The sequence below is a fragment of the Bradyrhizobium sp. KBS0727 genome (genome assembly GCF_005937885.2).
GTDB lineage: Bacteria > Pseudomonadota > Alphaproteobacteria > Rhizobiales > Xanthobacteraceae > Bradyrhizobium.
In genome coordinates, this window is record NZ_CP042176.1 from 328736 (window position 1) to 352474 (window position 23739).

Here is a 23739-nt window from a genome sequence, read left to right on the forward strand (position 1 = left end):
TTCCGATGGTCCGGATCATTCTGTTTCTGTTGTTGATCGCGTTCGGTGCGGCGGGCGCCGCCTGGGTGGCCGATCAGGCCGGCGATGTCGTGCTGACCTGGGGTAATCTCCGTGCCAAGACCACCTTCCCGGTGTTCGTGCTGATACTCGGCATCGTCGTCGCCGCGGCCGTCATGCTGTGGACGGTCTTGCGCGGCTTGTGGCGCACGCCCGAACGTATCAGGCGCGGCCGTCGCGAACGCCGTCACGCCCGCGGCCGGCACGCCATCACCCAAGGTCTGCTTGCGATCGGCCATGGCGATTCCTCGACGGCGCGCATGCACGCCGAAGTCGCGCGCAAACATGCCGCGCACGATCCGCTGGCGCTGCTGCTGCACGCGCAATCCGCGCAGCTCGACGGCGACCGCGACGGCGCGCAGCGCGCCTTCCGCGCCATGGCCGAGCGCGAGGATACGCGGCTGCTCGGCCTGCGCGGCCTGTTCATCGAGGCGCAGCGCGCCGACGATCCTGTCGCCGCGGTGATGGTCGCCGAGGAGGCGTTGAAACTGTCGCCGTCGTCGTCGTGGGCGTCGCATGCCGTGCTCGGCTTCTGCTGCGCCAAGGGCGACTGGACCGGCGCGCTGACGATACTCGACAACAACCAGTCCGCCGGACTGATCGACAAGGCGACCTATCGCCGCCAGCGCGGCGTGCTGCTGACGGCGCGGGCGCTGGAGCTGCAGAATGTCGATCGCGACCTGTCGCGCGAGAGCGTGGTGGAAGCGGTCAAGCTGGCGCCGACCCTGGTGCCGGCGGCGGTGCTCGCAAGCAAATATGAAAGCGAGGCGCATCAGGTGCGGCGTTCGATGCGCCTGGTCGAGACCGCGTGGCTGGCGCAGCCGCATCCCGATCTCGCCGACGCCTATGCGCATGTGAAGCTCGGCGACTCCGCGCGCCAGCGGCTGGTGCGGGTCGAGACCCTGGCGGCGAAAGCGCCGGGTCATATCGAGGGCGCGTTGGCGATCGCGCGCGCCGCGATCGACGCAGCCGAATTTACCAGGGCGCGCGAGGCGCTGGCGCCGTTTGTCGCAGCACCGACGCAGCGGGTGGCGATGCTGATGGCGGAGATCGAGCGCACCGAGCATGGCGATAGCGGCCGGGCGCGGGCCTGGACGTTGCGTGCAGTGCGGGCGCTGCACGATCCGGCCTGGACCGCGGACGGCTATGTCAGCGATCGCTGGCGTCCGGTGTCGCCGGTCACCGGACGGCTCGATGCCTTCCAGTGGCAGACGCCGGTCGCAAGCCTGCCGTCCGACAAGGGCGCTGCGATCGAATCATCACCGTTTGAGGAAGCCATGCTGGCGACCCCGCGCCGGGCGGTCGTGCTCGAGCCGCCCGCCGCCGAGAGCGACCTCGATGCCGAACCCGCAACCACCGCCGCCCAGGACAATGCGCCATCCGCCACCGTCGAGCCGGCTGCGGTTGAGGCGGCGCCCATCGCGGCAGCCCCGGTCGCGGCGCCTGCCGCGTCACCGCTGCCGCCAGCCGAATCGGCCCCCACAGCACCCGCTCCCCTGTTCCGGGCCCGTCAGGATATCCCGAAGGCCGCGCCAGCGCCGATTCCGGCCGTGATTCCGATCATCCGGGCACCCGACGACCCCGGAATCGACGAGGACGGCGTGCCGGATGAATTCGCGGAACAAATCGGCCCGCCAAAGGCTCAGGCCGGCGGCTGGCGGGGATTTTTGTCGCGCTGGGGTGGCGAATAACCGCGTTTTTCTTGCCAATCGGGGCCGTGCCCGATATCAGGTGCGGGCGTTTCGGGCGGTTGCCCGAGGCTAGCGTTCGGTCCGCCGCAATAGCTCAGTTGGTAGAGCACGTCATTCGTAATGACGGGGTCACAGGTTCGAGTCCTGTTTGCGGCACCGGCTTTTCCAATGAGTTGGCCGAACTTTGGCTGCATCCAATCTCGAATAATCAGTGCAATAATCAATATTATCGTTGAAGATGTGCTGCGATGCGCGCGGACGTTTTGTCTACGCACGATGGCCTTGAATGATCCGCATCGCTCGTCTGAGGCCCCGCTTGCTGTCGAACGAAATCGGATGCGATCTGTCTGCGGCGCGCACGGTGTCAAAAAAACTAGAACGACCATGCGTCGGGTTCTGTAAGGCGCCTACACGTTGATCTCGCCCGCGGCCCGCACAATCGCTGCAATGGCTGCCTTGGCTGCCGGCGACGAGGTTCTCCCTCGCAAACGCACAATGCCCGTGGTCGACGGCGGCGACAGCCAGCCGTGCACGACAAGTCGGACGAGCGTGCCGGATTCCAGCTCCTCCCGTACCGCCGCGTTCGTCGCACCCAGAACGGCATCCGTGGTGAGCGCGACCGTCTTGAGCATGCCATAGTTGTCGCACTCGAGCGCAATGGTGGCCTCCTGGCCCTCAGGCAGGCCCAGCAGGGCGGCCAGTTCCACCTTTGAGGGGCTCAGCAGCTTCGGTACCGCGAGACCGTACGACCAGACTTCCTGCAGCGTGTGCTCGCGCCCGGCTAGCGGATGGCCTGCCCGCACATAGAGGTTGGCCGGCTGCCCCCCGATCAGCTGGATGTCCAGCGCGGCATCCCTGGGCATGTCGCGCACATCGGCGGCAAAGAACTCGATGTTCTCGGTACGCAGGCTCTCCAGCAACTGCACCCAGTTGCCGACCTCCATGCGCAGCGCCAACTGCGGGTGCTGGCGGCGCAGCGCCACAAGCGCGCGTGGCATCAAGGTGGCCGTCAGCAGCGGTCCGACACCGAAGGGCGTGTCGCCGAGCTGGCTGTCGCGGTAAAGATCCACGTCGCGCTGCAGGCAACGTGCCTCGAACAGCAGCTTGCGGGCCCTCTCGATGACGAATTTGCCGGCCGGGGTGGGGCGGACATCACCAACGTCGCGGTCGAACAGGCGGATACCCAGGTTGCTCTCGATGGCCTGGATGCTTCGGCTGAAGGCCGGCTGGCTCAGGTGGGCGGCTTCGGCGGCGCGGGCGAAGTGCAGAGTGTCGGCAAGGGCGACGACGTGGTTCAGGCGGCGCAGATCCATGGCATTGCTCTCCATGCATTAAAACAATGCGAACTATGCATTGGACGCATCATGATGGCACTCCTAAGATCGTTCTCGCAATACAAAACATGAGAGCGGAGACGCCCCACATGAGCTCGCAACTGCAATACCTCCTGATCGGCGCCTGCATCCTGGGCTTTGCGGCCATGGAGTTGATCACCCGGCGCTACCAGGCCGCCGTGCGCGGCAACGCGACAGCCAACGACACCTGGCTGGAGGTGCTGATGTTCGTCAGCCTGATCGCCATCACCCAGCCAATCGCACTGCTGGGCAGCAACGCGCTGTGCAACTGGCTCATGCCCGCCCAGCACAACGCCTGGGCCAACCTGCCGTGGTGGGCCATGGCCGGCCTGCTGCTGATCGGCGATGACCTCACGCAGTACCTCTGGCACCGCGCCTCGCACACGCCGCTGCTGTGGCCGCTGCACCGCGCGCACCACAGCGCGGCCTACATGAGCGTGCGCATTACCTACCGCAACAACTTCTTCTACTACCTGATGATGCCGGGCCTGTGGATCGGCGGCGTGGCGGTGTACCTTGGTTTCGGCCCGGTCTACGCGGCGTACCTGGTGATCAAGCTGGCGGTCATCCTCGGCGCGCACTGCGCCTGGGCGTGGGACGCGCCGCTGTACCGCATCCGCGCGCTGCATCCGCTGATGTGGGTGCTGGAGCGCACCATCTCCACGCCGGCCACGCACTGGGCGCACCACGCGCTTACCAACGAAGATGGCATCGGCCACTACAAGGGCAACTTCGGCAACCTGCTGTTCTTCTGGGACGTGCTGTTCGGCACGGCGCATATCACACGCAAATATCCGGGCAAGATCGGCCTGCAGGACGACATCCTGTTTGGCTCGGAGCGCTGGACGACGCAGATGTTCTACCCGCTCGTCCACTCCAAGCGCGAGCATTCGGCGCTGCGCCCCGGCGGCTATGGCTTCACCGAAGCCGACCTACAGACCGAAGCTAAACAGGAGGCCGCATGAACGACCGCGCCAGGTTCGACGTGCTGGTTTGCTCCCGCCCGTGTGGGTAGCGTAATCGAGGCGCAGCAGCAGGCGTTCGCGATGCCTCGGAAGGAGCTAAAATGCGTGACCATCTAGTCCGCGAGCGGCCTCTTGGCCACGCCGAGATGACCCGAATGGAAACCATCATGCTTGCGGCTGGGTGGAGCACCGCGCTTGTGGCGGTCTTCATCCGACTCATTGGTGTTGGTTAGGAGAAGGCGATGATCGTCTGTTCTTGCAATGTGTTCAGCGACCATCAGGTGCGGTCAGTGGTCGTAAAAGAGGCGCGACGGCCCCGTATGAGCGAGGTGTATGCCTGCCTCGGATGCAGCGCTCAGTGCGGCCGCTGCGCTCACGCTATCAAGCGGATCATGGATGAAAGGCCCGGCTCCGTTCATGCGAACGCAAGCATGCACTAACTTGGAGTTGATACAGTCACAGTCACACGCGCCCTCGCTATTTCGCTTGGAGGACCCGCGAAAAACCAAGAGAAAGGGAGCATCATGAACGTGCCTGTCAATTCCCGTTCGATCCACATTCCCACTGAATTTCAGTCCTGCTTTGACAAGCAGCGTGCGGCTTACCTGGCGGCGCCGGAGCCATCCTATGCTCAGCGCATTGCTGACTTGAAGTCGCTGACGCGTCTCCTGAAGGACAATAAGGACGAGTTGGTGGCAGCGATCAACGCCGACTACGGCAACCGGTCTGAATTCGAAACCCTGTTCGCCGAATATTTCGTTGTCCTGGAGACCGTCGCCGACGCAGTCAAACATTTGAAGAAGTGGATGAAGCCGCAGCGCAGACACGTCGACTTCATGACCTATCCGCTCGCGCGAAATCGTGTCATCCCGCAGCCGCTCGGCGTTGTCGGGGTCATCGTTCCCTGGAATTTCCCGCTTAACCTCAGCTTCTGCCCGCTCGCAGCGATTCTGGCGGCCGGCAATCGAGCGATGGTCAAGATGTCGGAAAATTCGAAAGCGCTCGCAAAGGTTCTCATGCGCGTTTCCCCAAAGTATTTTCCGATGGAGAAGCTTGCCTTTTTCGAGGATGGCGGCGGGCGAGGACCGGGATTCTCGTCATTGCCCTTCGACCACCTGCTGTTCACGGGATCCGGTGCGACCGGTCGCTCGGTCATGGCCAACGCGGCCCGCAACCTCACCCCTGTCACGCTTGAACTGGGCGGCAAGGCACCTGCGATCGTTGGGCCTGACTTCCCGGTCAAAACGGCGGCGGAGCGCATTCTCTGGGTGAAGATGTTCAATGCCGGTCAGATCTGTACGAATGTCGACTACATGTTTCTGCCCAAAGGGAGTGAGGACGAGTTCGTCCGCCATTGCCGGCGACTGTTTGCCGAGCGCTTCCCGGACATCAACGGCCAGGACTACACGTCGATCATCGATGAACGGTCTTTCACGCGGCTGCAGGCGACGCTGGAGGATGCCCGTGCAAAGGGCGCGGTCCTGGTCAATCTTGCGGAACAGCAGATTCCGGACGCGGAGCGTCGCAAATTTGCACCGCATCTCGTGCTAAATCCGACAGAAAACATGATTGTCATGCAGCGCGAGATCTTTGGCCCGATCTTGCCGATCAAGACGTATGCAGATCGGCAGGAGGTCGCCGACTATATCAATAGTCACGACCGCCCGTTGGCAATCTATCCATTCACTCACAATGCCGAGCTGCGCGACTTCTACATCTCGCGGGTCATGTCGGGTGGCGTATCGGTCAATGAAGCTCTCCTTCACGTCGGCCAGCACGACCTGCCATTCGGTGGGGTCGGGGCGAGCGGCATGGGCCATTACCACGCACGCGAGGGGTTCAACACCTTTTCAAAATTGCGCCCGGTCTTCTACCAGGGCCCTCTCTCGCCGATCCAAATGCTATTTCAGCCGCCCTACGCCGGCCGCGCAATGAGCGTCCTGCAGACGATGATCAAATGGAAGACGTGATGCGTGACGTGAGCATGTCTGGGGCAGGCGGACATGGCCACGCGGGGTTCGAAGGCCCGCTGTCCGTGCGGGGCTGAGGCGCAATCACTCACGTGCACCGAAGTGTGCCCTCCTGAGGACGGTTCGGCGCCTGAGTTGGATTCCCTGCTTTTCCGCTCGGAACCGTGCGCGCCTCCCGACGTGCGCCGCCTCCCCACAATCCTCAATCCGCCGAAAACCCGAACGGCACGCTGAGCGTCCTGAAATCATCCGGCAGCAGTTCTCTACCGATCGGAAGCGCTGAGCGCGCGGCGCAGCGCGGGCGGTGACAGACGCGGCAGGCGACGCCGACCGGCGTCGGCGTGTCCGCAGCCGGGTCCTGTCCATCGTGGGTATAAATCAGATGCTTGGCATGTTCGGCGGCGCAGCCGACCGCGATGGCGCGCTCCACGCGCACGGCATCGAACGAACCGCCGCCGGCGGTGACGGTGCGGGCGATCGAAAAGAATCGCTGCCCGTCCGGCAATTCCAGCCATTGCGTGACGATCTGGCGCGGCGTTTTGAAAACGCCGTGCACCGACCATAGCGGACAGGCGCCACCGTGTTTCGCAAACGGGAATCCGGCGCCGTCGAGCAGCTTGGAAATATTGCCGGCCGGGTCGACACGGATGAGGAAGAACGGGACCTTCTCCTGACCCGGCCTCTGCAAGGTCGTGATGCGATGCGCGGTTTGCTCGAAGCTGGTGCCGAACTGACGCGCCAACGCCTCGAGATCGTAACGGCGCGTGTCGGCGGCCTTCGCGAACGCCGAATACGGCATGATGATCGCGCCGGCGGCGTAACCGGCAAGCGCGCGGCGTGCCAGCAACTCGGCGCTCTTGGTGGCGAACTGGCCGGCTTCGAGTGCGGCACCGATCTCATCTTCCATTTCGAGATAAGCGAGTTGTTTGGCCAATTGAAAATTGAGGCTCGCGGTATCCAGTGAATCCTCCAGCAGCAGTTGCTTGCGATGCAGATCCAGCCGTCGGATCGAGCCGAGCATGACGTCGGGAGGCAGATAGCGGACCTGAAGGTTATGGCGCTCCTTCAGAAGCTCGATGAAGCCGCTCGGGCCGGAAGCGAGCTGGGCAATGCGTTCGGCGGCATCGTCGAGGGTTGGGAAATTATTGCGGCGTGCGGCGAGAAATCGCCGGACCTCGGCGACTGAGTCGTTGGCGTCAAAGCCGTCCGGATCCGATGCCGATGCGGCGCCACTGAGTGCGGGAGAGCGCCGGTCCGCGAGCGCAAGCTGTTCCTCGCGATAGGCGGTGTAGAGCCGCAGGAAAGCTTCGGCCATCCCGGAATAGCTGACGGCGAGGTCGCTGATTTCGAGCGCGGGGATATCGATGTCCGAAAACATCGGCTCCTTCAGGATCGACTGCATCCGCGCCGTGTTGTCGGCGCCGCCGTCGCCCGCCAACGCCGCGAGGTCGATCTTGTAGGTGCGGGCCAGGCGAAGCAGCATGTCGGCCGTCACCGGCCGCTGATTGCGTTCCAGCAGCGCGACATAGGGGGCGGAAATATCGAGATCGGCCGCCATGTCGGCCTGGGTCAACCCGAGGTCGCGCCGCAGCCGTCGCAGCCGGGGCCCCATGAAGATCGAGCGGGCATTCGACGTTGTCATGACCGGTTACCCATGGTTGTAAGGTAGTTACAACTATACAACAGGATATTGTAAAGTATGACAAGTTATCTTCGCCATGTCTAGCGATTTGCGCTGCGGTGCGTTCAATAGGCGGCAGGTTTTGTCGTCACCGAAGGGATCATGGACATGAATTTCCAGCCACGTGGGATCAGCGATCTGGCCATCCAGAAGCCGGCCTCCTATCAGAGCCAAATCGAAGCGGCCGAAGCGCTGCTCAAGGGCAAGGACACGTGGAACGGCGTCAACGCCGAAGCCGTGGCCCGCATGCGCTTGCAGAACCGCTTCAGGACCGGCCTCGACGTCGCGCGCTACACGGCCGCGCTGATGCGCGCCGATATGGCGGCCTATGACGCCGACAGCACCAAGTACACCCAGTCGCTCGGCTGCTGGCACGGCTTTATCGCCCAGCAGAAGCTGATCTCGGTGAAGAAGCATTTCGGCACCACCGATCGCTGCTATCTGTACCTCTCAGGCTGGATGATCGCAGCCCTTCGCTCCGAGTTCGGGCCGCTGCCGGATCAGTCGATGCACGAGAAGACCTCGGTGCCGGCGCTGATCGAAGAGCTCTACACCTTCCTGCGTCAGGCCGACTCCCGCGAGCTCAACGACATTTTCCGCAACCTCGACGCGGCCCGCAAGGCCGGCGACAAGGCGAAGGAGAAGGAGCTGATCGAAAAGATCGATAACTTCCAGACCCACGTCGTGCCTGTCATCGCCGACATCGACGCCGGCTTCGGCAATGCCGAGGCGACCTATCTGCTCGCCAAGAAGATGATCGAGGCAGGCGCCTGCGCCCTGCAGATCGAAAACCAGGTCTCCGACGAAAAGCAGTGCGGACACCAGGACGGCAAGGTCACCGTGCCGCACGAGGTCTTCCTTGCAAAAATTCGTGCCTGCCGCCACGCCTTCCTCGAACTGGGCGTCGAAGACGGCGTCATCGTGACCCGCACCGACTCGCTCGGCGCCGGCCTCACGCAGCAGATCGCCGTCAGCCACAAGCCCGGCGACCTCGGCGATCAGTACAACAGCTTCCTGGATTGCGAAGAAGTGACCGCCGCCAACGCGCGCAACGGCGACGTCATCATCAACCGTGACGGCAAGATGATGCGTCCGAAGCGGCTTGCCAGCAACCTCTACCAGTTCCGCGCCGGCACCGGCGAAGACCGTTGCGTGCTCGACAGCATCACCTCGCTGCAGAACGGCGCCGACCTGTTGTGGATCGAGACCGAGAAGCCGCATATCGAGCAGATCGCCAAGATGGTCGACCGCATTCGCGAGGTCGTTCCGAACGCGAAGCTGGCTTACAACAACTCGCCGTCGTTCAACTGGACGCTCAACTTCCGCTGGCAGGTCTACGATGCGATGAAGGAAGCCGGCAAGGACGTCAGCAAGTATAACCGTGCCGAGCTGATGAAGGCGGAGTACGATGGCACACCGCTGGCGCTCGAAGCCGACGAACGCATCCGCACGTTCCAGGCGGATTCGGCCAAGCGCGCCGGTATCTTCCATCATCTGATCACGTTGCCGACCTATCACACGGCAGCACTGTCGACCGACAATCTCGCGAGAGAGTATTTCGGCGAACAGGGCATGCTGGGCTATGTGAAGAACGTTCAGCGTCAGGAAATCCGTCAGGGCATCGCCTGCGCGAAGCATCAGAATATGGCTGGATCCGACATCGGCGACGATCACAAGGAATACTTCGCCGGTGAAGCCGCTCTGAAGGCGGGCGGCGCCCACAACACGATGAACCAGTTCGGCTAACTGGCCGCGCTAATCTCTGACTAAAGAACAGGCGTCATGGCCGGGCTTGTCCCGGCCATCCACGTCTTTCTTTGTCGCTATATCTCAAGAACGTGGATGCCCGGGACATCTAGCGCGAAGACGCGCTTCGCGCTTCTGCCCGGGCATGACGGCGTAGGTGTATGTGGACGCGCGACGCCAGCCAGCGCCGCTTGTTACTGCGAAACCGTCTGCACCACGCTGCTGAGCGGACGCGCGCTCACCGCCGGGACCTTCAGGTCCTTGACCAGCAGCGCGTCGTACTCCGGCAAGGTTTCCAGTTTCTCCTTGGCTTTCATCTCCACCACCTTGTAGCCGCCGGCCTTCAGGCGGCGCAGCAGCGTCGGCAACGCCTGCGCGGTGTGCTTCTGCAGATCGTGCATCAGGATGATGCCCTTGCCCTGCTTGTCGAGCTTGGTCATGACAGTCAGGAGGACCTGATCGGACGAAGAGGACTTGAAGTCGAGCGAGTCGATATCGACCGAGAACATCGCGATGTTCCTCGTGCCGAGATAGTCCAGCGTCGCCTGGGTATGGGCCAGCCCGGGGAAGCGGAAGAACGGCGAGGGGTTGGTGCCGATCGCCATCTTGATGGCACTGAAGCCTTTCTCGATCTCGTCCTTGCCTTGCTGTTCATTCAGCTTCTTGCTGTGGAGATCAGCGTGCGACCAGGTGTGGGCGCCGATGGTGTGTCCGGCCGCGGCGACCTGCTTGAGAATGTCGGGATGATAGGTGCTGTGCAGGCCGATCGGGAAGAACACCGCCTTGGTGCATTCGTCGGCCAGCGCCCTCAGCACCGCAGGCGTGGTCGGCCACGGACCGTCGTCGAAGGTCAGCACCACTTCCTTGTCGGCGAGGAAATCGAACTGCTTGTACTGCAGGAAGCCGAAGCCCGGTCCGCCTGTGGTGTCGATCACGACGGTGCGGCTGACGCCGAGCGCATCGGGATTGGCGCAGGTGGATTTGGCAGGCTGCGGAACCGGTGCGGGCGCCGGCGCGGGCTTCGACAGCGCGGCCGTGACCTCGACGTCGTCCTTGGCTTTGGCCGCGGCGGGCAGCGGCTCGGCCTTGCGGGCGGCAACGGTTTGAGGTGGGGCCGCGTCGGCGCGCGGCGACGAGGTCCAGAACCAAACTCCGGCGATCGCAACCGCCGCAACAACACTGGCCAGCATCAGGCCGAACGCATTACGCATCGCTACTCTTTCCACATACTCAAGGGGCACACAGGCGACATGCCATTAATGCGAACAAGGTCTTAACGCCTCCCCAACACGATCCGGTTCGGCCAATAAAAATAGGCCCTTGGCCAGAGTGACGTCGGTCACAGTCGGGTGGTCCGATCCGGCGCATGGTCGGGTCACCAACAACGGGCCCGCGTCGTGCGGTGCCAACGGGAGCCGAACATGACCGCCACTTTCACCAGCAGCTTTTTCACCAGCAGCTTTCGCAAGGCCGGTTTGGCGCTGGTTTTCACGGCCTCGATTTCAGCGCTTTCGTCGACTTCGGGCTTTGCTTTCAGCGCTGAAGCGCAGCAGATGTGCACCGGTGACGCGTTCCGTCTGTGCAGTTCGGAGATCCCGAATATTCCGGCCATCACTTCCTGCATGATCAGTAAGCGCGCCAGCCTCTCCAGCGGTTGCCGCACCGTCCTGGACCGGGATCTCGCCGCGCAGAAGTCCGGCAAGCTCGCCGCGCAGTAAGCGGTCGCCCCCCGATTTCCGACAAGCGCTTGCGGCGATGAGACGCAGGCGCTTTTTTCGGCCTCCCTGGCGTTCTTCCTCCCGAGCCGCTTGCCCGAACCGGTTTCCACTTCACTCGAAAACGCTATAGAACGCCCGGATCGCGTCCATTCGGTGTGAAGGCTTATTAAATGACCAAAATCCTGTTCGTCATTCCGTTGGTGCTGTTCGCTTCCACCGCTTCCGCGCAGCAGCAGGGGCATGACGCCTGCGCGCGCGACGTCTCGCGGTTTTGCCGGGCCCAGATGCAGGACGGCGACCAGATCGTGCTGGCGTGCCTGAAGCAGAACCGCGCGCGCATCAGCAAGGCCTGTCAGGCGATGCTGGCGAGCCACGGGCAGTAAGACATTCACCCGTCATTCCGGGGCGCGAAGCGAACCCGGAATCTCGAGGTTCCCCGATGCGCAATTGCGCATCTGAGGTTCATGCTTCGCGTGCCCCGGAATGACGGTGGAGATCAGGCTAGGCGGCGCCGCCGCCGGGCCCTCTTTTCGCGTCCCATTCTACTTTGCATGGGGTTGTTTTCGCGATTTTGTTGATGGACCCCCCATAGATCGTCCTCAGATGCGCAATTGCGCATCGGGGGATGACTTACGTACTGCTGCCCGCCGCCGTTGCGACCACCGGCAACACCTCGTTTGCCGCGTGGTCTGGCGTATCTTCTTTCCAGCGCACCGAGCCGAACGGCCGCTCCAGCATGCGGCGGACACGGACCGGTTCGGGTCCCAGATGAAAATCGATCGCCCGCTGATGCAGCGCGCGTTCGGACTGGGTGGCGCGGTTGCGCTGGCGCAGATAATCCAGCCAGGTCGGGCAGTGGTAGCGCTCGGTCCATAATTCGGGATCGGCGATATCGCGCGCGATCGACCAGCCATAGGCGCCGTTGCGCTGGCGGCTGAGCTGCACTTCCTGCATCACATTGTGGAACAGCCGGGCGTTGTCCTGCGAGACCCGGTACTCGATCTCGACCACCAGCGGGCCGCTGCGTCCGGTCAGCGACAGCCGCACCTCGGGGTCGGCGAGCACCTCGCTGGCGGCTTCGTTGCGTGCGCCGACCGGGGGCATGCGCAGCCATATCCCGAGCAGCGGTGACAGCAGCATCAGGCCGGCAGAGACCAGCAAGGCGGTTTCCACGCCCACCGCATCGGTAAGGTGTCCCCAGCCCCAGCTACCCATGGCGATGCCGCCGGCGATCGAGGCCTGGAACGCCGCCAGCGAGCGACCCGCGACCCAGCGCGGCGCCGAGAGCTGCACGCCGATATTGAACAAGGCAACCGCCAGCATCCAGACGCCGCCGGCCAGCACCAAAGCTGCCGCGGTCAGCACCGGCTCCCTGCTGAGCGCCACCGCGGCAATCGCGCCCGCCATCGATATCGCGCAGGCGCGTATCGCGGCCTCGCCGCTCACGCGCCGGCGCACCTCGGCGATATTCAGCGCGCCGATGACCGCGCCCATCCCGAAAGCACCCAGCATGATGCCGTAGGTCTGCGCGCCGCCATGCAGGAGATCGCGCGCGACCAGCGGCATCAGCGCCGAAACCGAGCCGCCGATCAGGCCGGTGACCAGCGTTCGTATCAGCACGATGCGGATCGACGGCGAGTTGGCGATGTAACGCACGCCGGAGACGATGGCGCGGTTGAGGCGCTCGCGCGGCAGGCGCGACGGTTCGTTGGCGCGGTTCCACAGAAACAGCACGATCATCAGCGGCAGATACAGCGCAGCATTCACCGCGAACGCCGCCACGGCGCCCGCGGTCGCCACCACGATGCCGCCGATCGCCGGGCCAAAGCTTCGGGCGATATTGTAGCTGATGCCGTTGAGCGCGACGGCCGACGGCAGCGTTTCCGCCGGCACCTGTTCGCTGACCGAGGCCTGCCAGGCAGGCCCGAACAGCGCCATGCCGCTGCCGACCACGAAACACAGCGCCAGCAGGATATTCGGGGTGACGAGGTTGAGCCACGCCAGCACCGTCAGCGCGGTTGCGCCCGATAGCGCGATGGCGAGCGAGACCAGCGCCACGATGCGACGGTCGTGCATGTCGGCGATGGCGCCGGCCGGCATCGCGATCAGCATGATCGGCAGCATCAGCGCGGTCTGCACCAGCGCTACCTTGTCGGCGGAGGACGTCATCTGCGTCATCGCCCAGGCGGCGCCGACGCCCTGGATCAGGATGCCGAGGTTGGAAACGAGGCTGGCGAGCCAGATGCGCCGGAACACCGAATGGCGCAGCGGGGCGGTAATGCTGTCGGGGGCAAAAGACTGGCGCTTCGGCTGGTCGGACATGTCCCGTTCCATTGGCCGGCTGTCACCGGCTCGATTCCATTGGAATTCAAAGTGATGCCTGCGAAAACCCCGCCCTGTCCAGTGGTTCCGCCGCTATCGATGGTGCTACAGCACAGCTAAGGTCCTGAAAAGTAACGGGAGGTTCCGAAATGAGCGTGTCGCGGCGGTTGATTCTGAAGAGCGTCGGGGCATTGCCCTTGCTGGGTGGTCCATTCGGCTTTTCGGCCTTTGCCCAGACCGCCCCCACAGCGCCCGCGCCCGCGGAAATGCCGCCAGTCCTGTTTGTGCATGGCAATGGCGACCATGCGGCGCTCTGGATCACCACGATGTGGCGGATGGAATCGAACGGCGTCGCGCGCGATCGGATGTTTGCGATCAATTTCACCAATCCGCTGGCGCGCACCGACGACGGGGTGGAGCAGGCCGATCGCTCCTCGACCGAGGACCAGCGCCGCGAACTTGCCGAGGCGGTCAAGAAATTGAAGCGCCGCACCGGAGCGTCGCGGATCGCGCTGGTCGGCAATTCGCGCGGCGGCAATTCGATCCGCAGCCTCATCAAGAACGGCGGTGGCGCCGATGTCAGTCATGCGGTGCTGTGCGGCGTTCCCAACCATGGCGTCTATGATTGGGACGAGGGCCTCGGCGGCGAGTTCAATGGCCGCGGCCCGTTCCTGCGCGGATTGAACGAGGGCGAAAACGAAGTGACGCCGGGCACGGCGTTCCTGACGCTGCGCAGCGACGGCCTCGACAAATATGCGCAAGCCGACGGCCGATTCGTCGGCAAGCCGGGGACGCCGACCGGCGTGACGGCGGAAGGGCCGGCGCTGAAGGGCGCGACCAATCTCGTGCTCGGCGCCGTCGATCATCGCGAGACCGCCTATCACCCGCGCGCGTTCCGCGAGATCTACAAATTCATCGCCGGCCGCGAACCGTCGCGGATCGAGATCATCCCGGAAGCGGCCGTCACATTGAGCGGGCTTGTGACGGGCACGCCGGGCGGCGTTCAAACCAATCGTCCGGTGCCGGGCGCTTCGGTCGATGTCTATCGTGTGTCGGCCGATACCGGTGAGCGGATCGGTGGCCCCGTCCATTCATCGCAGACCGGCGCGGATGGCCGCTGGGGTCCGGCCAAGGTCGAGCCGGTCTGGTACCTGGAAATCGTGCTGACATCGGCCGGCTCGGCGACGACGCATTTCTACCGCTCGCCGTTTCCGCGCTCCTCCGACATCGTGCATCTGCGCGCGGCGCGACCGCTTGGACCGGCCGATGCCGGCGCTGGCGCCGTGGTCCTGATGTCGCGGCCGCGCGGCTATTTCGGCCTGCCGCGCGACATCGTGTTGATCGACGGCAAGGAGCCGACGGATGTAAAGCCGGGAGTACCGACCGATTCCGTCACGACGTTGCGGCTTCCGGCTGCGGAGGCCGGCCGCCCCGTGGTGGCGGTGTTCAACCAGGAACGGATCGTGGCACGGGCCTGGCCTGCCTCCGAGAACCGAATTGCGGTAGCCGAGTTGACCTATTAGCCGTCTCCCGGAGCGTCGCGCCTTTGTCGCGCCCGGATCGGATACATAGATGGGCTCAAGGCGCTGTATCAACGCCGGGAAATGGCAGATCAAAATATGAGCATCGCCGAAGCCCACGATATGCCCGTCGCGCGAGAGCTGCTGATACCGCCGAGCCCGCCCCGGGCGCCCGCGACCATGACGGTGCTGGGGCGGATGATGGCGATGCGCGAAAGCATTCTCGGCACCTGGAGCCAGCGCGCTTACGAAGAGGACATCATTCAAGGCCGCTTTTTCGGGCGCAGCAGCTTCATCCTGAATACGCCGGATGCGATCCGGCATGTGCTGGTCGACAATTTCGAGAATTACACGCGCACGCCGGCCGGCTTTCGCGTATTGCGCCCCATCCTCGGCGAGGGGTTGCTCATCGCCGAGGGGCGGGCCTGGAGATATCAGCGCCGGACGTTGGCGCCGGCCTTCACGCCGCGCGCGGTGACCACGCTGGTTCCACACATGCTGGCGGCGACCGACGATACGATTGTCAAGCTCAGGGCCGCCAGCAACGCGCCGGTGGATTTGCGCGAGGCGATGCAGCGGATGACGCTCGAGATCGCCGGCCGCACGATGTTTTCGTTCGGCATGGACCGCCATGGTGCCACGCTGCGCGATTTCGTGATGGAGTATGGCGAACGGCTGGCGCGTCCGCATTTTCTGGATTTGCTGCTGCCGCTGAACTGGCCGAGCCCGCAGGATTTCTCGCGCGCCCGCTTTCGCAAGCGCTGGACCGCGTTCATCGGCACGCTGATGGCCGAACGCCGTGCCGCCGGCAAGAGCGAGGGCGCTCCGCCCAACGATCTGTTCGACCTGATGGGCGCGGCGCGCGATCCGGAGACCGGCGAGGCCTTTACCGACGAACAGCTCGGCGATCAGGTGGCGACCATGATTCTCGCCGGCCACGAGACCACAGCCACGGCGCTGTTCTGGTCGCTCTATTTGCTGGCGCTCGATCCGGCCACCCAGGAACAGGTCGCGGCCGAGGTGCAGGGCGCAACCGCCAACGGCGCGCTTGATCTCGATCGTCTGAAATTTACCCGCGCGGTGGTCGACGAGACCATGCGGCTTTATCCGCCGGCCTTCCTGATCGCGCGCGCGGCGGCAGGACCCGACACGATCGCCGGCATGCCGGTCAGGAAAAACGACGTCATTCTGATTGCGCCATGGCTGTTGCACCGGCATGAAAAGCTCTGGCGCGATCCGAACGCGTTCGTGCCGGCCCGCTTCATGACCGGCCCGCCGCCCGATCGCTTTGCCTATCTGCCGTTCGGTGTCGGCGCGCGCGTCTGCATCGGCGCGCATTTCGCCCTGGTGGAAGCAACCCTTGCGCTCGCCAAGATGATCGGCGCGTTTCGGGTCGGCTTACTCGACAAGGAGCCGGTGCTGCCGCTCGGCGTGGTGACGACCCAGCCTGACCGGTCGCCGATGTTTGCCATTACGCCGCGGTAGCGGGAGGGTTTTCGAGCGAAGTGGGTGTCGGTTGGGGTGAAGAAAACGCGTCGAAACAGGTTTCGAGCATTGCTGGTAGGCCGTTACGATCCCATCTAGGTTACCGGACATGAGCGATATCCAGGCCCAGTTTTCCGTGCTGAAGCAGACCGTCGATCCGGCGGTGGCCGATGCCATCGCGCGCCTGATCGAGACCGGCGAAGACCACGAGCTCAACCGCGTCAATGTGCTGGATTTCGCGCGGCAAACGGGGCTCGACGAGGAGCTGATCATCTCGGGCTTCCTCCACGCCTCGCGGCTTGGTCTGTTCGAACTCACCTGGAATGTGCTGTGTCCCGGCTGTGGCGGGGTGCTCGATGCGCATTCGACGCTGAAGTCGCTGCGGCATGATGATTACAATTGCGCGCTGTGCGCGGCGGGCTACGAAGCCTCGGTCGACGAACAGGTCGAGGTGGCCTTCACGGTGAGCCCGCGCGTCCGGCGCATCGCCGCGCATGACCCCAATACGCTGCCGATCTGGGAATACTTCAAACAGATCTTCTGGAGTTCCGGCGTCGACTTCAACAAGGAGTCGTTTGCGGCGCTGACCGACGAGGTGACGCTGGACGCGCTGGAGCTGCCGGCCGGCGAAAAAGCGGTCCTGTCGCTGCAATTGCCGGCGCAATTCATCATCGTGTTCGAACCGGTGACCCATGCCGCGCAATTCATCGACGTCCAGGGTGAGCCGACCAAGGAGCGTCAGCAACTGTCGCTGATGTACAACAACGTCCATGCCCCGACCGGAACCACCACCATGCGTCCCGGCCCGTTGCGGCTGTCGCTCGACAACCAGACCGGCGTGCGGGTGCTGCCGTCGGTGTTCATCGCCGCCGACGGGCTCCATCACCTGATCGGCAAGCGCAAGCCGTTCCTGACCGCCAAGCGGATGTTGACCAACCAGACCTTCCGTGACGTCTACAAGGCCGACAACCTCAATATCGATCAGCGGCTGAAGATCACGTCGCTGACATTCCTGTTCACCGACCTGAAGGGGTCGACGGCGCTGTATGAGCGGGTCGGCGACCTCACCGCCTTCGATCTGGTGCGCGCGCATTTCCACGCGTTGCTGGAAATCATCTCGTCCGAAAAAGGTGCGGTGGTCAAAACCATCGGAGATGCCGTGATGGCGACCTTCATCCGGCCCGAACACGCGCTGGCTGCGGCGCTTCGCATGCGGTCCGCAATGGCCGCGCTCAACGTCCGGCGCGGCACCGAGGATCTGGTCGTGAAGATCGGAATTCACGAAGGCCCGTGTCTCGCCGTGATGCTGAACGAGCGCCAGGACTATTTCGGTCAGACCGTCAATATCGCGGCGCGGGTGCAGAGCCTGTCGACGTCGCAGGAAATTCACATTACCGGCCCGGTGATCGACTCGCCCGCGGTCGCCACGATCCTGGAGCGGGAGGCGATCAAGCCGATCCAGAAGGAAGCGGCGTTGCGCGGCATCGCCGACAAGATCGTGGTGTACGAGATACCGTGAGATGAGGCCGTCATTCCGGGGCGCGAAGCGAACCCGGAATCTCGAACTTCCGGGTCTGGTGCTAACGCACCATCCCGGAATGACCGGGTTACATCGAGATTGCCGAAACGTAATGCTTGTCGCGGAGCCGGCGCAGATTGCGCCGGGTTGAATTCCACGCCATATAATCGGTATCAAACTTCATTCGATAGAGATCCCGATGCTCGACGGACTTCGTCAATTCATTGCCGACATTGTTTCCCCCAGCGAGCACGAGGAGCGGGCGTTCGATGATACCGGCTCCCGTCTGGCCGCGACCGCGCTTCTGGTCCACGTCGTCTCGCTCGATGGCGAGCCGACCGAGGTCGAGAAACGCAAATTGCACGGCCTGATCGAGAGCAGCTTCAAGCTCGATCCCGGCACCGCGGACCGGTTGATCGCCTCGGCGACCAAGGTCGAGGGCGAGGCGGTCGATCTCTACCATTTCACCAGCGTCATCATGCGCTCGGTCAACGAGGAGGGCCGGTTGCGCATCATCGAGATGATGTGGGAGCTGGTCTATGCCGACGGGCAGGTCAGCGAGTTCGAGGACAACGTCGTCTGGCGTGCCGCGGATCTGCTCGGCGTTTCCTCGCGCGACCGGATCGATCTCAAGCACCGAGTGGCGGAGCGGCAATCGGTCGGGTCCCCGGGCGCTTCGAAATCCGCCGACGCGGCGATGTGACATGCCGCCGTGCGGCGCTCCGCACTGAACTTAACAAAACTTTAATGTGCGGCGTCACGCGATAAGTCTCGAAAATACTGCATTTTCCGTGCGGGCGTCGCGGGTTTTCATACCGATATGCCTGCCGGTGGCTTGCGTCACACCACAAGCCTATGCTCTCGTCGCGTTGTTCGCAGTGTAACCTGAAATTGAATTAAGAGCTTTCAATCGTGACCGAGCGTGTGACGCTGATTACCGGTGCATCGGCGGGCATAGGCGCCGAGTTGGCGCGCGTTTTTGCAGCCAAGGGTCATCGTGTCGCGCTGGTCGCGCGCCGGACGGATCGTCTGACGTCGCTGGCGGGTGAGATCACGGCTGCGGGCGGCGCCGCGCCGCTCGTCATTCCCTGCGACCTTACGCAGCCCGATTCGGGCGACAGGATCGCCGAGGCTTTGGCTGCTGCCGGCGTCGAGGTCGACTACGTCGTCAACAATGCGGGCTTCGGCGTGTTCGGCAGGGCGGTCCAGCGCGACCGCGCCGACCAGCTCGACATCATTGCGGTCAATATCCGTGCGCTGACCGACCTGTCGTTGCGGTTTTCCGATCAATTGATCCGCAACCGCGGCGGCATCCTCAACATCGGTTCGATCGCGGGCTTTTTGCCGGGGCCGGGCATGGCGGTCTACTACGCATCCAAGGCTTATGTGCTGTCATTCACCGAAGCCTTGCGCGCCGAGTTGGCGCCGCGCGGCGTCCGGGTGACCGTGGTCTGTCCGGGCCCGGTGCCGTCGGAATTTCAGGCGCGTGCCGGATTTACCCCCGGCTTCGATTCGGCGGTGCTCAATGTCATGCCGGCCAATGTCGCGCAGCAGGCCTATCGCGGCCTGATGGCCAACAAGCGGGCAGTGATGCCCGGGCTCGGCATCAAGATCGTGCCGTTCTTGCTTCGCCTGTTCCCGCGCTCGTTTATCCTGGGTGCGGTCGGCCGGCTCCAGCTGCGCGAGCGCTGAGATTCCCCCGTTTTGAGCCGGAGCGTGACGCGGGACACAGCGTGGCCCACGATTTGCTTATATTTTTGCAAGTCCAGGATTTCTGCAAGTTCAAGTGAACTCACCCGAAATTAATACCCACCAAGGTATGGTTTTGGTTCGAGGTGCTCCAGGCAACGTCGATGTCGTTCTGGTCGAGCAAAAATGGCGACAATATCCTGCCCTTTCCGGGGCGAAGGGTGGTGCTTGCACCTGAGCCAGCGCCGCTATTGCCGGTCCTGATCGTTCTGCACCAGGAGACCTCGACCCCGGGCCGGGTCGGTAACGCGCTCCGCGCGCTCGGCCATCCCCTCGATATCAGGCGCCCGCGGTTCGGCGATCCCTTGCCGGAAACGCTGGATCGGCATGCCGGCGCGGTCATTTTCGGCGGCCCGATGAGCGCCAACGATTCCGATGAATATATTCGCCGGGAAATCGACTGGATCGAAATCCCGCTGCGCGAGCAGCGGCCGTTCCTGGGCATTTGCCTGGGCGCGCAGATGCTTGCCAGGCAGTTGGGGGCGCAGGTCGCGCCTCATCCCGAAGGCCGGGTTGAGGTCGGCTATTATCCGATCCGTCCGACCGAGGCCGGCCATGCGCTCTGTCCGAACTGGCCGGAGCGCGTCTATCATTGGCACGGCGAGGGATTTCAATTGCCCTGGGGCGCGGAATTGCTCGCCGAAGGCAATGACTTTCCGGTGCAGGCATTCCAGCACGGCCATGCGTTCGGTTTGCAGTTTCACCCCGATGTCACCTACGCGATGATGCATCGCTGGACCACGCGTGGCTGCGTGCGGATGGATTCGCCCGGCGCACATCCGCGTCATCTGCACTTTGCCGATCGCGCGGTGCACGACATGACCGAGCGGGCATGGCTGAAGCGCTTCATCGTTGGCTGGCTCGCGCGCATGCCGGCCTCGATCATGTCGGAAGCCGCGGAATAGCCGCCACGCGGAATTTGCGTCGCGGGTCCGGACATCTTTCTAAATCTGTGAATGTGCTAGTGTTGCTTCCGCAAGCAGGCGTACGGCCAACGCGGAATTGTCGACGACTAGACCGCGGCACGCCAACGAGAAAAAATCACAGGGAGATCGCCGTGGACTATCAGCATATTCTCTACGAGGTCAGCGACAAGATCGCGACCATCACGCTCAACCGGCCCGATCGCATGAATGCGTGGACGGCGATCATGGAGCGCGACGTGCGCCACGCGATGGAGACGGCCGCCGCCGACGACAATGTCCGCGTCATCGTGCTGACCGGCGCGGGGCGCGCGTTCTGCGCCGGCGCCGACATGGAGGGATTGAAGGCGATCGATCCCAGCGAGATCAGGCGCGGCGAGAACACACCGTTCGACATGAATCGCCGTGCCGACTGGCAGACGCGCTACGCCTATTACCCCGCGATCCCCAAGCCCGTGATCGGCATGCTGAACGGCGCCACCGCCGGCATCGGCCTCGTCCACGCGCTCTATTGCGACCTGCGGTTTGCCGCCGACAATACCGTGTTCACGACGGCCTTCTCACGCCGCGGCTTGATCGCCGAGCACGGCATCAGCTGGATGCTGCCGCTTCTCGTCGGCCATGCCAATGCGCTCGATCTCCTGATGTCGGCGCGCCGCGTCTATAGCGACGAAGCGCTGCGCATCGGACTGGTCAACCGGATCTACCCGCCGGATCAACTGCGCGAGCAGACCTATGCCTATGCGCGCGATCTCGCCGACTTCGTTTCGCCCAGCGCGATCTCGGTGATCAAGCGCCAGCTCTACGACGTACCGTTCCAGACGCTGGCGGAGGCGACCATCGACGCCAACCGCGAAATGCAGATCGCGCTCAAGGGCAGTGATTTCAAGGAGGGGGTGGCGAGCTTCATGGAGAAGCGGCCGCCAAGGTTTACGGGGAAGTAGGGGGGTCCTTCGCTGAGGCAGCCCGTCTTCGCCCTTTGGGCTACGCCGGGCACCACGCTTCGCCCGTTGGCCGTCACGTGGCTGCGCCACGCGAAGCCCAAAGCGTCGCCGAGTGAACCGGCGGCGAGAACAAATAGGATTGTTAGGATTACCAGCCCGTCTTCGCGGGCTACGCCGGGCACCACGCTTCGCCCTTCGAGCATCTCGTGGCTGCGCCACGCGAAGCCCGAAGGGCGAAGCGTGGTGGAGCCAGGCGGGATCGAACCGCCGACCTCGTCATTGCGAACGACGCGCTCTCCCAGCTGAGCTATGGCCCCGTTGCGACCGCCTTTAGGTATCCCTTGGGATGGCCCGGAAGCGGTGACAATCGGCGCCATTTACAGTCTGGCCCAAGGTCAAGTCAAGAACGGTGAAAGTGCCCGATTTCGGTGCCATTTTGCCGGGAACTTCCCTTGTTTGCCGGGGGCCGAACGGATATCTAGCAGATGTCCCACCTGCGAGCCCCCCTCACATGCGCGCCGTCCTCGACATCGTCATCATCGTCCTCGACCTCTATGTCTGGCTTTTGATCGCTTCGGCCATCCTTTCCTGGCTGATCGCCTTCAATGTCGTGAACACGCGTAACCAGTTCGTCTCGGCGGTGGCCGAATTCCTGTACCGGATTACGGAGCCGGTGCTGGCGCCGATTCGCCGGTTCCTGCCCAGCATGGGTGGGCTCGACATCTCGCCGATCATCCTGATCCTGATCATCATGTTCATCCAGCGGGTGATCGCCTACTACATCTACCCCAACGTCATCTGATCGCGGGCGCCCGTCGCTGACGGACGCTCCATGGATACAAAATGGATCCTTGGCGCTATTCCACCGAGGGCATCAGCATTGCATTGCGGGTAACCCCGCGCGGCGGCCGCGACGATATCGACGGCATTGAAACGCTCGCCAACGGGCGCAGCGTGGTCAAGGTCCGGGTTCGCGCCGTCGCCGATGGCGGCGAGGCCAACCGGGCGGTCATGGAATTGCTGGCAAAGGCGCTGGGCGTGCCGAAGGCCAGGGTCAGGATTCTGTCCGGCACCACCTCGCGGATGAAGCAGGTTGCCGTCGATGGCGATCCCAAAATGCTCGGCGAGATTCTTGGCGAGACCTTGCGGAAGGCAACGGCCGTCAAATTCGAAAAGACAAAGGGATTGAGATGACGGCAAGCATCATCGATGGAAAAGTCATTGCATCGGAGCTTCGTGGGCGCGTCGCCGAAGAGGTCGCCCGGGTCAAGCGCGATCATCAATTGACGCCGGGGCTGGCGGTGGTGCTGGTCGGCCATGATCCCGCCAGCGAGGTCTATGTCCGTAGCAAGCACAAGCAGACCCAGGCCGCCGGCATGGCCTCGTTCGACCGCAAACTGCCTGACGACGTCGCGCAAGCCGATCTGCTGGCGCTGATCGCAAAACTCAACCGCGACCCCGCGGTGCACGGCATTCTCGTGCAATTGCCGCTGCCGAAATCGATCCACACCGAAACCGTCATCAACGCCATCGATCCGGCCAAGGATGTCGACGGGTTGCATCCGAACAATGCCGGGCGCCTCGCCGGCGGCTTGACCGCGCTGTCGCCCTGCACGCCGCTCGGCTGCATCATCCTGACCAAGAGCGTGCATGCCTCGCTCGAGGGTCTGAACGCAATCGTCATCGGCCGCTCCAACCTGGTCGGCCGTCCGCTGGTGCAACTGCTGCTCAACGAAAATGCTACGGTGACGATCGCGCATTCGCGCTCGCGCAACCTGCCGCAACTCTGCGCCCGCGCCGATCTGGTCTATGCCGCTGTCGGCAAGCCTGAGATGGTGCGCGCGGACTGGGTCAAGCCGGGCGCCACCGTGATCGATGTCGGTATCAACCGGTTGCCGACATCAGAAGGCAAGACCCGGCTGGTCGGCGATGTCGCGTTCAAGGAAGTGGCTGAAGTGGCCGGCGCCATCACGCCGGTGCCCGGTGGTGTCGGACAGATGACGGTGGCGTGCCTCCTGGTCAACACGCTGCGCGCGGCGTGTGCGATCCACAAGCTGCCGGCGCCGGGAGTTTAGGCGGCTGTCATTCCGGGGC

Annotated in this window: 21 protein-coding genes and 2 tRNA genes; 18 read left to right on the forward strand and 5 right to left on the reverse strand. The window is 63.7% G+C overall.

The window, feature by feature from the left end; genetic code table 11:
- Positions 1-5 precede the first annotated feature (5 nt).
- Positions 6-1748 carry a heme biosynthesis protein HemY gene (locus FFI89_RS01550; protein ID WP_138832260.1) on the forward strand — a complete coding sequence of 581 codons (1743 nt, stop codon included), beginning with the start codon at positions 6-8 and terminating at the stop codon, positions 1746-1748.
- An 83-nt stretch (positions 1749-1831) separates the two neighbouring features.
- Positions 1832-1904, forward strand: a tRNA-Thr gene (locus FFI89_RS01555).
- 251 nt (positions 1905-2155) lie between these two features.
- On the opposite strand, the gene FFI89_RS01560 is transcribed toward FFI89_RS01555, so the two are convergent.
- Positions 2156-3061 (reverse strand): LysR family transcriptional regulator, encoded by a 906-nt coding sequence (locus tag FFI89_RS01560; protein ID WP_138832262.1) that lies wholly within the window; start codon positions 3059-3061, stop codon positions 2156-2158.
- Between the two features lie 110 nt (positions 3062-3171).
- Between FFI89_RS01560 and FFI89_RS01565 the strand changes: the two genes are divergently transcribed.
- The 3 genes from FFI89_RS01565 (at position 3172) to FFI89_RS01575 (ending at position 6038) form a co-directional block, all read left to right on the forward strand.
- Entirely contained in the window at positions 3172-4068 is an 897-nt protein-coding gene (locus FFI89_RS01565) for a sterol desaturase family protein (RefSeq protein ID WP_138832264.1), read from the forward strand.
- Positions 4069-4310: 242 nt separating this feature from the next.
- Positions 4311-4508: a bacterioferritin-associated ferredoxin gene (locus tag FFI89_RS01570; RefSeq protein ID WP_138832266.1), complete on the forward strand. Its 198-nt coding sequence runs from the start codon at positions 4311-4313 to the stop codon at positions 4506-4508.
- An 84-nt stretch (positions 4509-4592) separates the two neighbouring features.
- Positions 4593-6038, forward strand: a complete 1446-nt coding sequence (locus FFI89_RS01575) for a coniferyl aldehyde dehydrogenase (RefSeq protein WP_138832268.1) — start codon at positions 4593-4595, stop codon at positions 6036-6038.
- 202 nt (positions 6039-6240) lie between these two features.
- Here the strand turns inward: FFI89_RS01575 and FFI89_RS01580 are convergent, their stop codons facing one another.
- Positions 6241-7680 carry a short-chain fatty acyl-CoA regulator family protein gene (locus FFI89_RS01580; protein WP_138832270.1) on the reverse strand — a complete coding sequence of 480 codons (1440 nt, stop codon included), beginning with the start codon at positions 7678-7680 and terminating at the stop codon, positions 6241-6243.
- A gap of 147 nt (positions 7681-7827) precedes the next feature.
- Here FFI89_RS01580 and FFI89_RS01585 point away from each other — a divergent pair, with 147 nt between their 5' ends.
- Complete coding sequence (locus FFI89_RS01585) at positions 7828-9465, forward strand: isocitrate lyase (RefSeq protein WP_138832272.1); 1638 nt, start codon at positions 7828-7830, stop codon at positions 9463-9465.
- 194 nt (positions 9466-9659) lie between these two features.
- Here the strand turns inward: FFI89_RS01585 and FFI89_RS01590 are convergent, their stop codons facing one another.
- On the reverse strand, positions 9660-10676 hold the full coding sequence (locus FFI89_RS01590) for a polysaccharide deacetylase family protein (protein WP_138832274.1): 1017 nt from the start codon (positions 10674-10676) through the stop codon (positions 9660-9662).
- A 210-nt stretch (positions 10677-10886) separates the two neighbouring features.
- Between FFI89_RS01590 and FFI89_RS01595 the strand changes: the two genes are divergently transcribed.
- Both FFI89_RS01595 and FFI89_RS01600 read left to right on the forward strand, forming a co-directional pair.
- A complete protein-coding gene (locus FFI89_RS01595) occupies positions 10887-11183 on the forward strand; it encodes a hypothetical protein (RefSeq protein WP_246669350.1) in 297 nt (98 codons plus the stop codon).
- Between the two features lie 170 nt (positions 11184-11353).
- Positions 11354-11566 (forward strand): hypothetical protein, encoded by a 213-nt coding sequence (locus tag FFI89_RS01600; RefSeq protein ID WP_138832276.1) that lies wholly within the window; start codon positions 11354-11356, stop codon positions 11564-11566.
- Between the two features lie 247 nt (positions 11567-11813).
- Here FFI89_RS01600 and FFI89_RS01605 read toward each other — a convergent pair whose 3' ends face one another.
- Entirely contained in the window at positions 11814-13505 is a 1692-nt protein-coding gene (locus FFI89_RS01605; protein WP_138832278.1) for an MFS transporter, read from the reverse strand.
- Positions 13506-13654: 149 nt separating this feature from the next.
- Between FFI89_RS01605 and FFI89_RS01610 the strand changes: the two genes are divergently transcribed.
- From FFI89_RS01610 to FFI89_RS01640, 7 genes are all read left to right on the forward strand, one after another.
- Positions 13655-15028: a hydrolase gene (locus FFI89_RS01610; RefSeq protein WP_138832280.1), complete on the forward strand. Its 1374-nt coding sequence runs from the start codon at positions 13655-13657 to the stop codon at positions 15026-15028.
- A gap of 96 nt (positions 15029-15124) precedes the next feature.
- Positions 15125-16510, forward strand: a complete 1386-nt coding sequence (locus FFI89_RS01615; RefSeq protein WP_138832282.1) for a cytochrome P450 — start codon at positions 15125-15127, stop codon at positions 16508-16510.
- 109 nt (positions 16511-16619) lie between these two features.
- The gene (locus FFI89_RS01620) at positions 16620-18029 is read left to right on the forward strand and encodes an adenylate/guanylate cyclase domain-containing protein (RefSeq protein ID WP_138832284.1); all 1410 of its coding nucleotides are present in this window, start codon (positions 16620-16622) and stop codon (positions 18027-18029) included.
- Positions 18030-18228: 199 nt separating this feature from the next.
- Complete coding sequence (locus tag FFI89_RS01625) at positions 18229-18732, forward strand: TerB family tellurite resistance protein (protein ID WP_138832286.1); 504 nt, start codon at positions 18229-18231, stop codon at positions 18730-18732.
- Between the two features lie 209 nt (positions 18733-18941).
- Complete coding sequence (locus FFI89_RS01630; protein WP_138832288.1) at positions 18942-19721, forward strand: SDR family oxidoreductase; 780 nt, start codon at positions 18942-18944, stop codon at positions 19719-19721.
- Positions 19722-19882: 161 nt separating this feature from the next.
- Entirely contained in the window at positions 19883-20683 is an 801-nt protein-coding gene (locus FFI89_RS01635; protein WP_138832289.1) for a glutamine amidotransferase, read from the forward strand.
- Positions 20684-20835: 152 nt separating this feature from the next.
- Positions 20836-21645 carry an enoyl-CoA hydratase gene (locus FFI89_RS01640; protein ID WP_138832291.1) on the forward strand — a complete coding sequence of 270 codons (810 nt, stop codon included), beginning with the start codon at positions 20836-20838 and terminating at the stop codon, positions 21643-21645.
- Between the two features lie 241 nt (positions 21646-21886).
- On the opposite strand, the gene FFI89_RS01645 is transcribed toward FFI89_RS01640, so the two are convergent.
- Positions 21887-21962, reverse strand: a tRNA-Ala gene (locus tag FFI89_RS01645).
- Between the two features lie 194 nt (positions 21963-22156).
- Here FFI89_RS01645 and FFI89_RS01650 point away from each other — a divergent pair.
- The 3 genes from FFI89_RS01650 to folD are packed head-to-tail and all read left to right on the forward strand — an operon-like array spanning position 22157 to position 23720.
- Positions 22157-22447, forward strand: a complete 291-nt coding sequence (locus tag FFI89_RS01650) for a YggT family protein (protein WP_138832293.1) — start codon at positions 22157-22159, stop codon at positions 22445-22447.
- Between the two features lie 41 nt (positions 22448-22488).
- Positions 22489-22839, forward strand: a complete 351-nt coding sequence (locus FFI89_RS01655; protein ID WP_138832295.1) for a DUF167 domain-containing protein — start codon at positions 22489-22491, stop codon at positions 22837-22839.
- Positions 22836-23720 carry a bifunctional methylenetetrahydrofolate dehydrogenase/methenyltetrahydrofolate cyclohydrolase FolD gene (gene folD / locus FFI89_RS01660; RefSeq protein WP_138832297.1) on the forward strand — a complete coding sequence of 295 codons (885 nt, stop codon included), beginning with the start codon at positions 22836-22838 and terminating at the stop codon, positions 23718-23720. The genes FFI89_RS01655 and folD overlap by 4 nt, the downstream gene beginning before the upstream one ends.
- The last annotated feature ends 19 nt before the right edge of the window (positions 23721-23739 follow it).

Bases quoted from the DNA above. Each gene is read 5' to 3' on its own strand.
- FFI89_RS01550 (WP_138832260.1), top strand. From the start codon at position 6: ATGGTCCGGATCATTCTGTTTCTGTTGTTGATCGCGTTCGGTGCGGCG.
- FFI89_RS01560 (WP_138832262.1), bottom strand. From the start codon at position 3,061: ATGGATCTGCGCCGCCTGAACCACGTCGTCGCCCTTGCCGACACTCTG.
- FFI89_RS01565 (WP_138832264.1), top strand. From the start codon at position 3,172: ATGAGCTCGCAACTGCAATACCTCCTGATCGGCGCCTGCATCCTGGGC.
- FFI89_RS01570 (WP_138832266.1), top strand. From the start codon at position 4,311: ATGATCGTCTGTTCTTGCAATGTGTTCAGCGACCATCAGGTGCGGTCA.
- FFI89_RS01575 (WP_138832268.1), top strand. From the start codon at position 4,593: ATGAACGTGCCTGTCAATTCCCGTTCGATCCACATTCCCACTGAATTT.
- FFI89_RS01580 (WP_138832270.1), bottom strand. From the start codon at position 7,680: ATGACAACGTCGAATGCCCGCTCGATCTTCATGGGGCCCCGGCTGCGA.
- FFI89_RS01585 (WP_138832272.1), top strand. From the start codon at position 7,828: ATGAATTTCCAGCCACGTGGGATCAGCGATCTGGCCATCCAGAAGCCG.
- FFI89_RS01590 (WP_138832274.1), bottom strand. From the start codon at position 10,676: ATGCGTAATGCGTTCGGCCTGATGCTGGCCAGTGTTGTTGCGGCGGTT.
- FFI89_RS01595 (WP_246669350.1), top strand. From the start codon at position 10,887: ATGACCGCCACTTTCACCAGCAGCTTTTTCACCAGCAGCTTTCGCAAG.
- FFI89_RS01600 (WP_138832276.1), top strand. From the start codon at position 11,354: ATGACCAAAATCCTGTTCGTCATTCCGTTGGTGCTGTTCGCTTCCACC.
- FFI89_RS01605 (WP_138832278.1), bottom strand. From the start codon at position 13,505: ATGTCCGACCAGCCGAAGCGCCAGTCTTTTGCCCCCGACAGCATTACC.
- FFI89_RS01610 (WP_138832280.1), top strand. From the start codon at position 13,655: ATGAGCGTGTCGCGGCGGTTGATTCTGAAGAGCGTCGGGGCATTGCCC.
- FFI89_RS01615 (WP_138832282.1), top strand. From the start codon at position 15,125: ATGAGCATCGCCGAAGCCCACGATATGCCCGTCGCGCGAGAGCTGCTG.
- FFI89_RS01620 (WP_138832284.1), top strand. From the start codon at position 16,620: ATGAGCGATATCCAGGCCCAGTTTTCCGTGCTGAAGCAGACCGTCGAT.
- FFI89_RS01625 (WP_138832286.1), top strand. From the start codon at position 18,229: ATGCTCGACGGACTTCGTCAATTCATTGCCGACATTGTTTCCCCCAGC.
- FFI89_RS01635 (WP_138832289.1), top strand. From the start codon at position 19,883: ATGTCGTTCTGGTCGAGCAAAAATGGCGACAATATCCTGCCCTTTCCG.
- FFI89_RS01650 (WP_138832293.1), top strand. From the start codon at position 22,157: ATGCGCGCCGTCCTCGACATCGTCATCATCGTCCTCGACCTCTATGTC.
- FFI89_RS01655 (WP_138832295.1), top strand. From the start codon at position 22,489: ATGGATCCTTGGCGCTATTCCACCGAGGGCATCAGCATTGCATTGCGG.
- folD (WP_138832297.1), top strand. From the start codon at position 22,836: ATGACGGCAAGCATCATCGATGGAAAAGTCATTGCATCGGAGCTTCGT.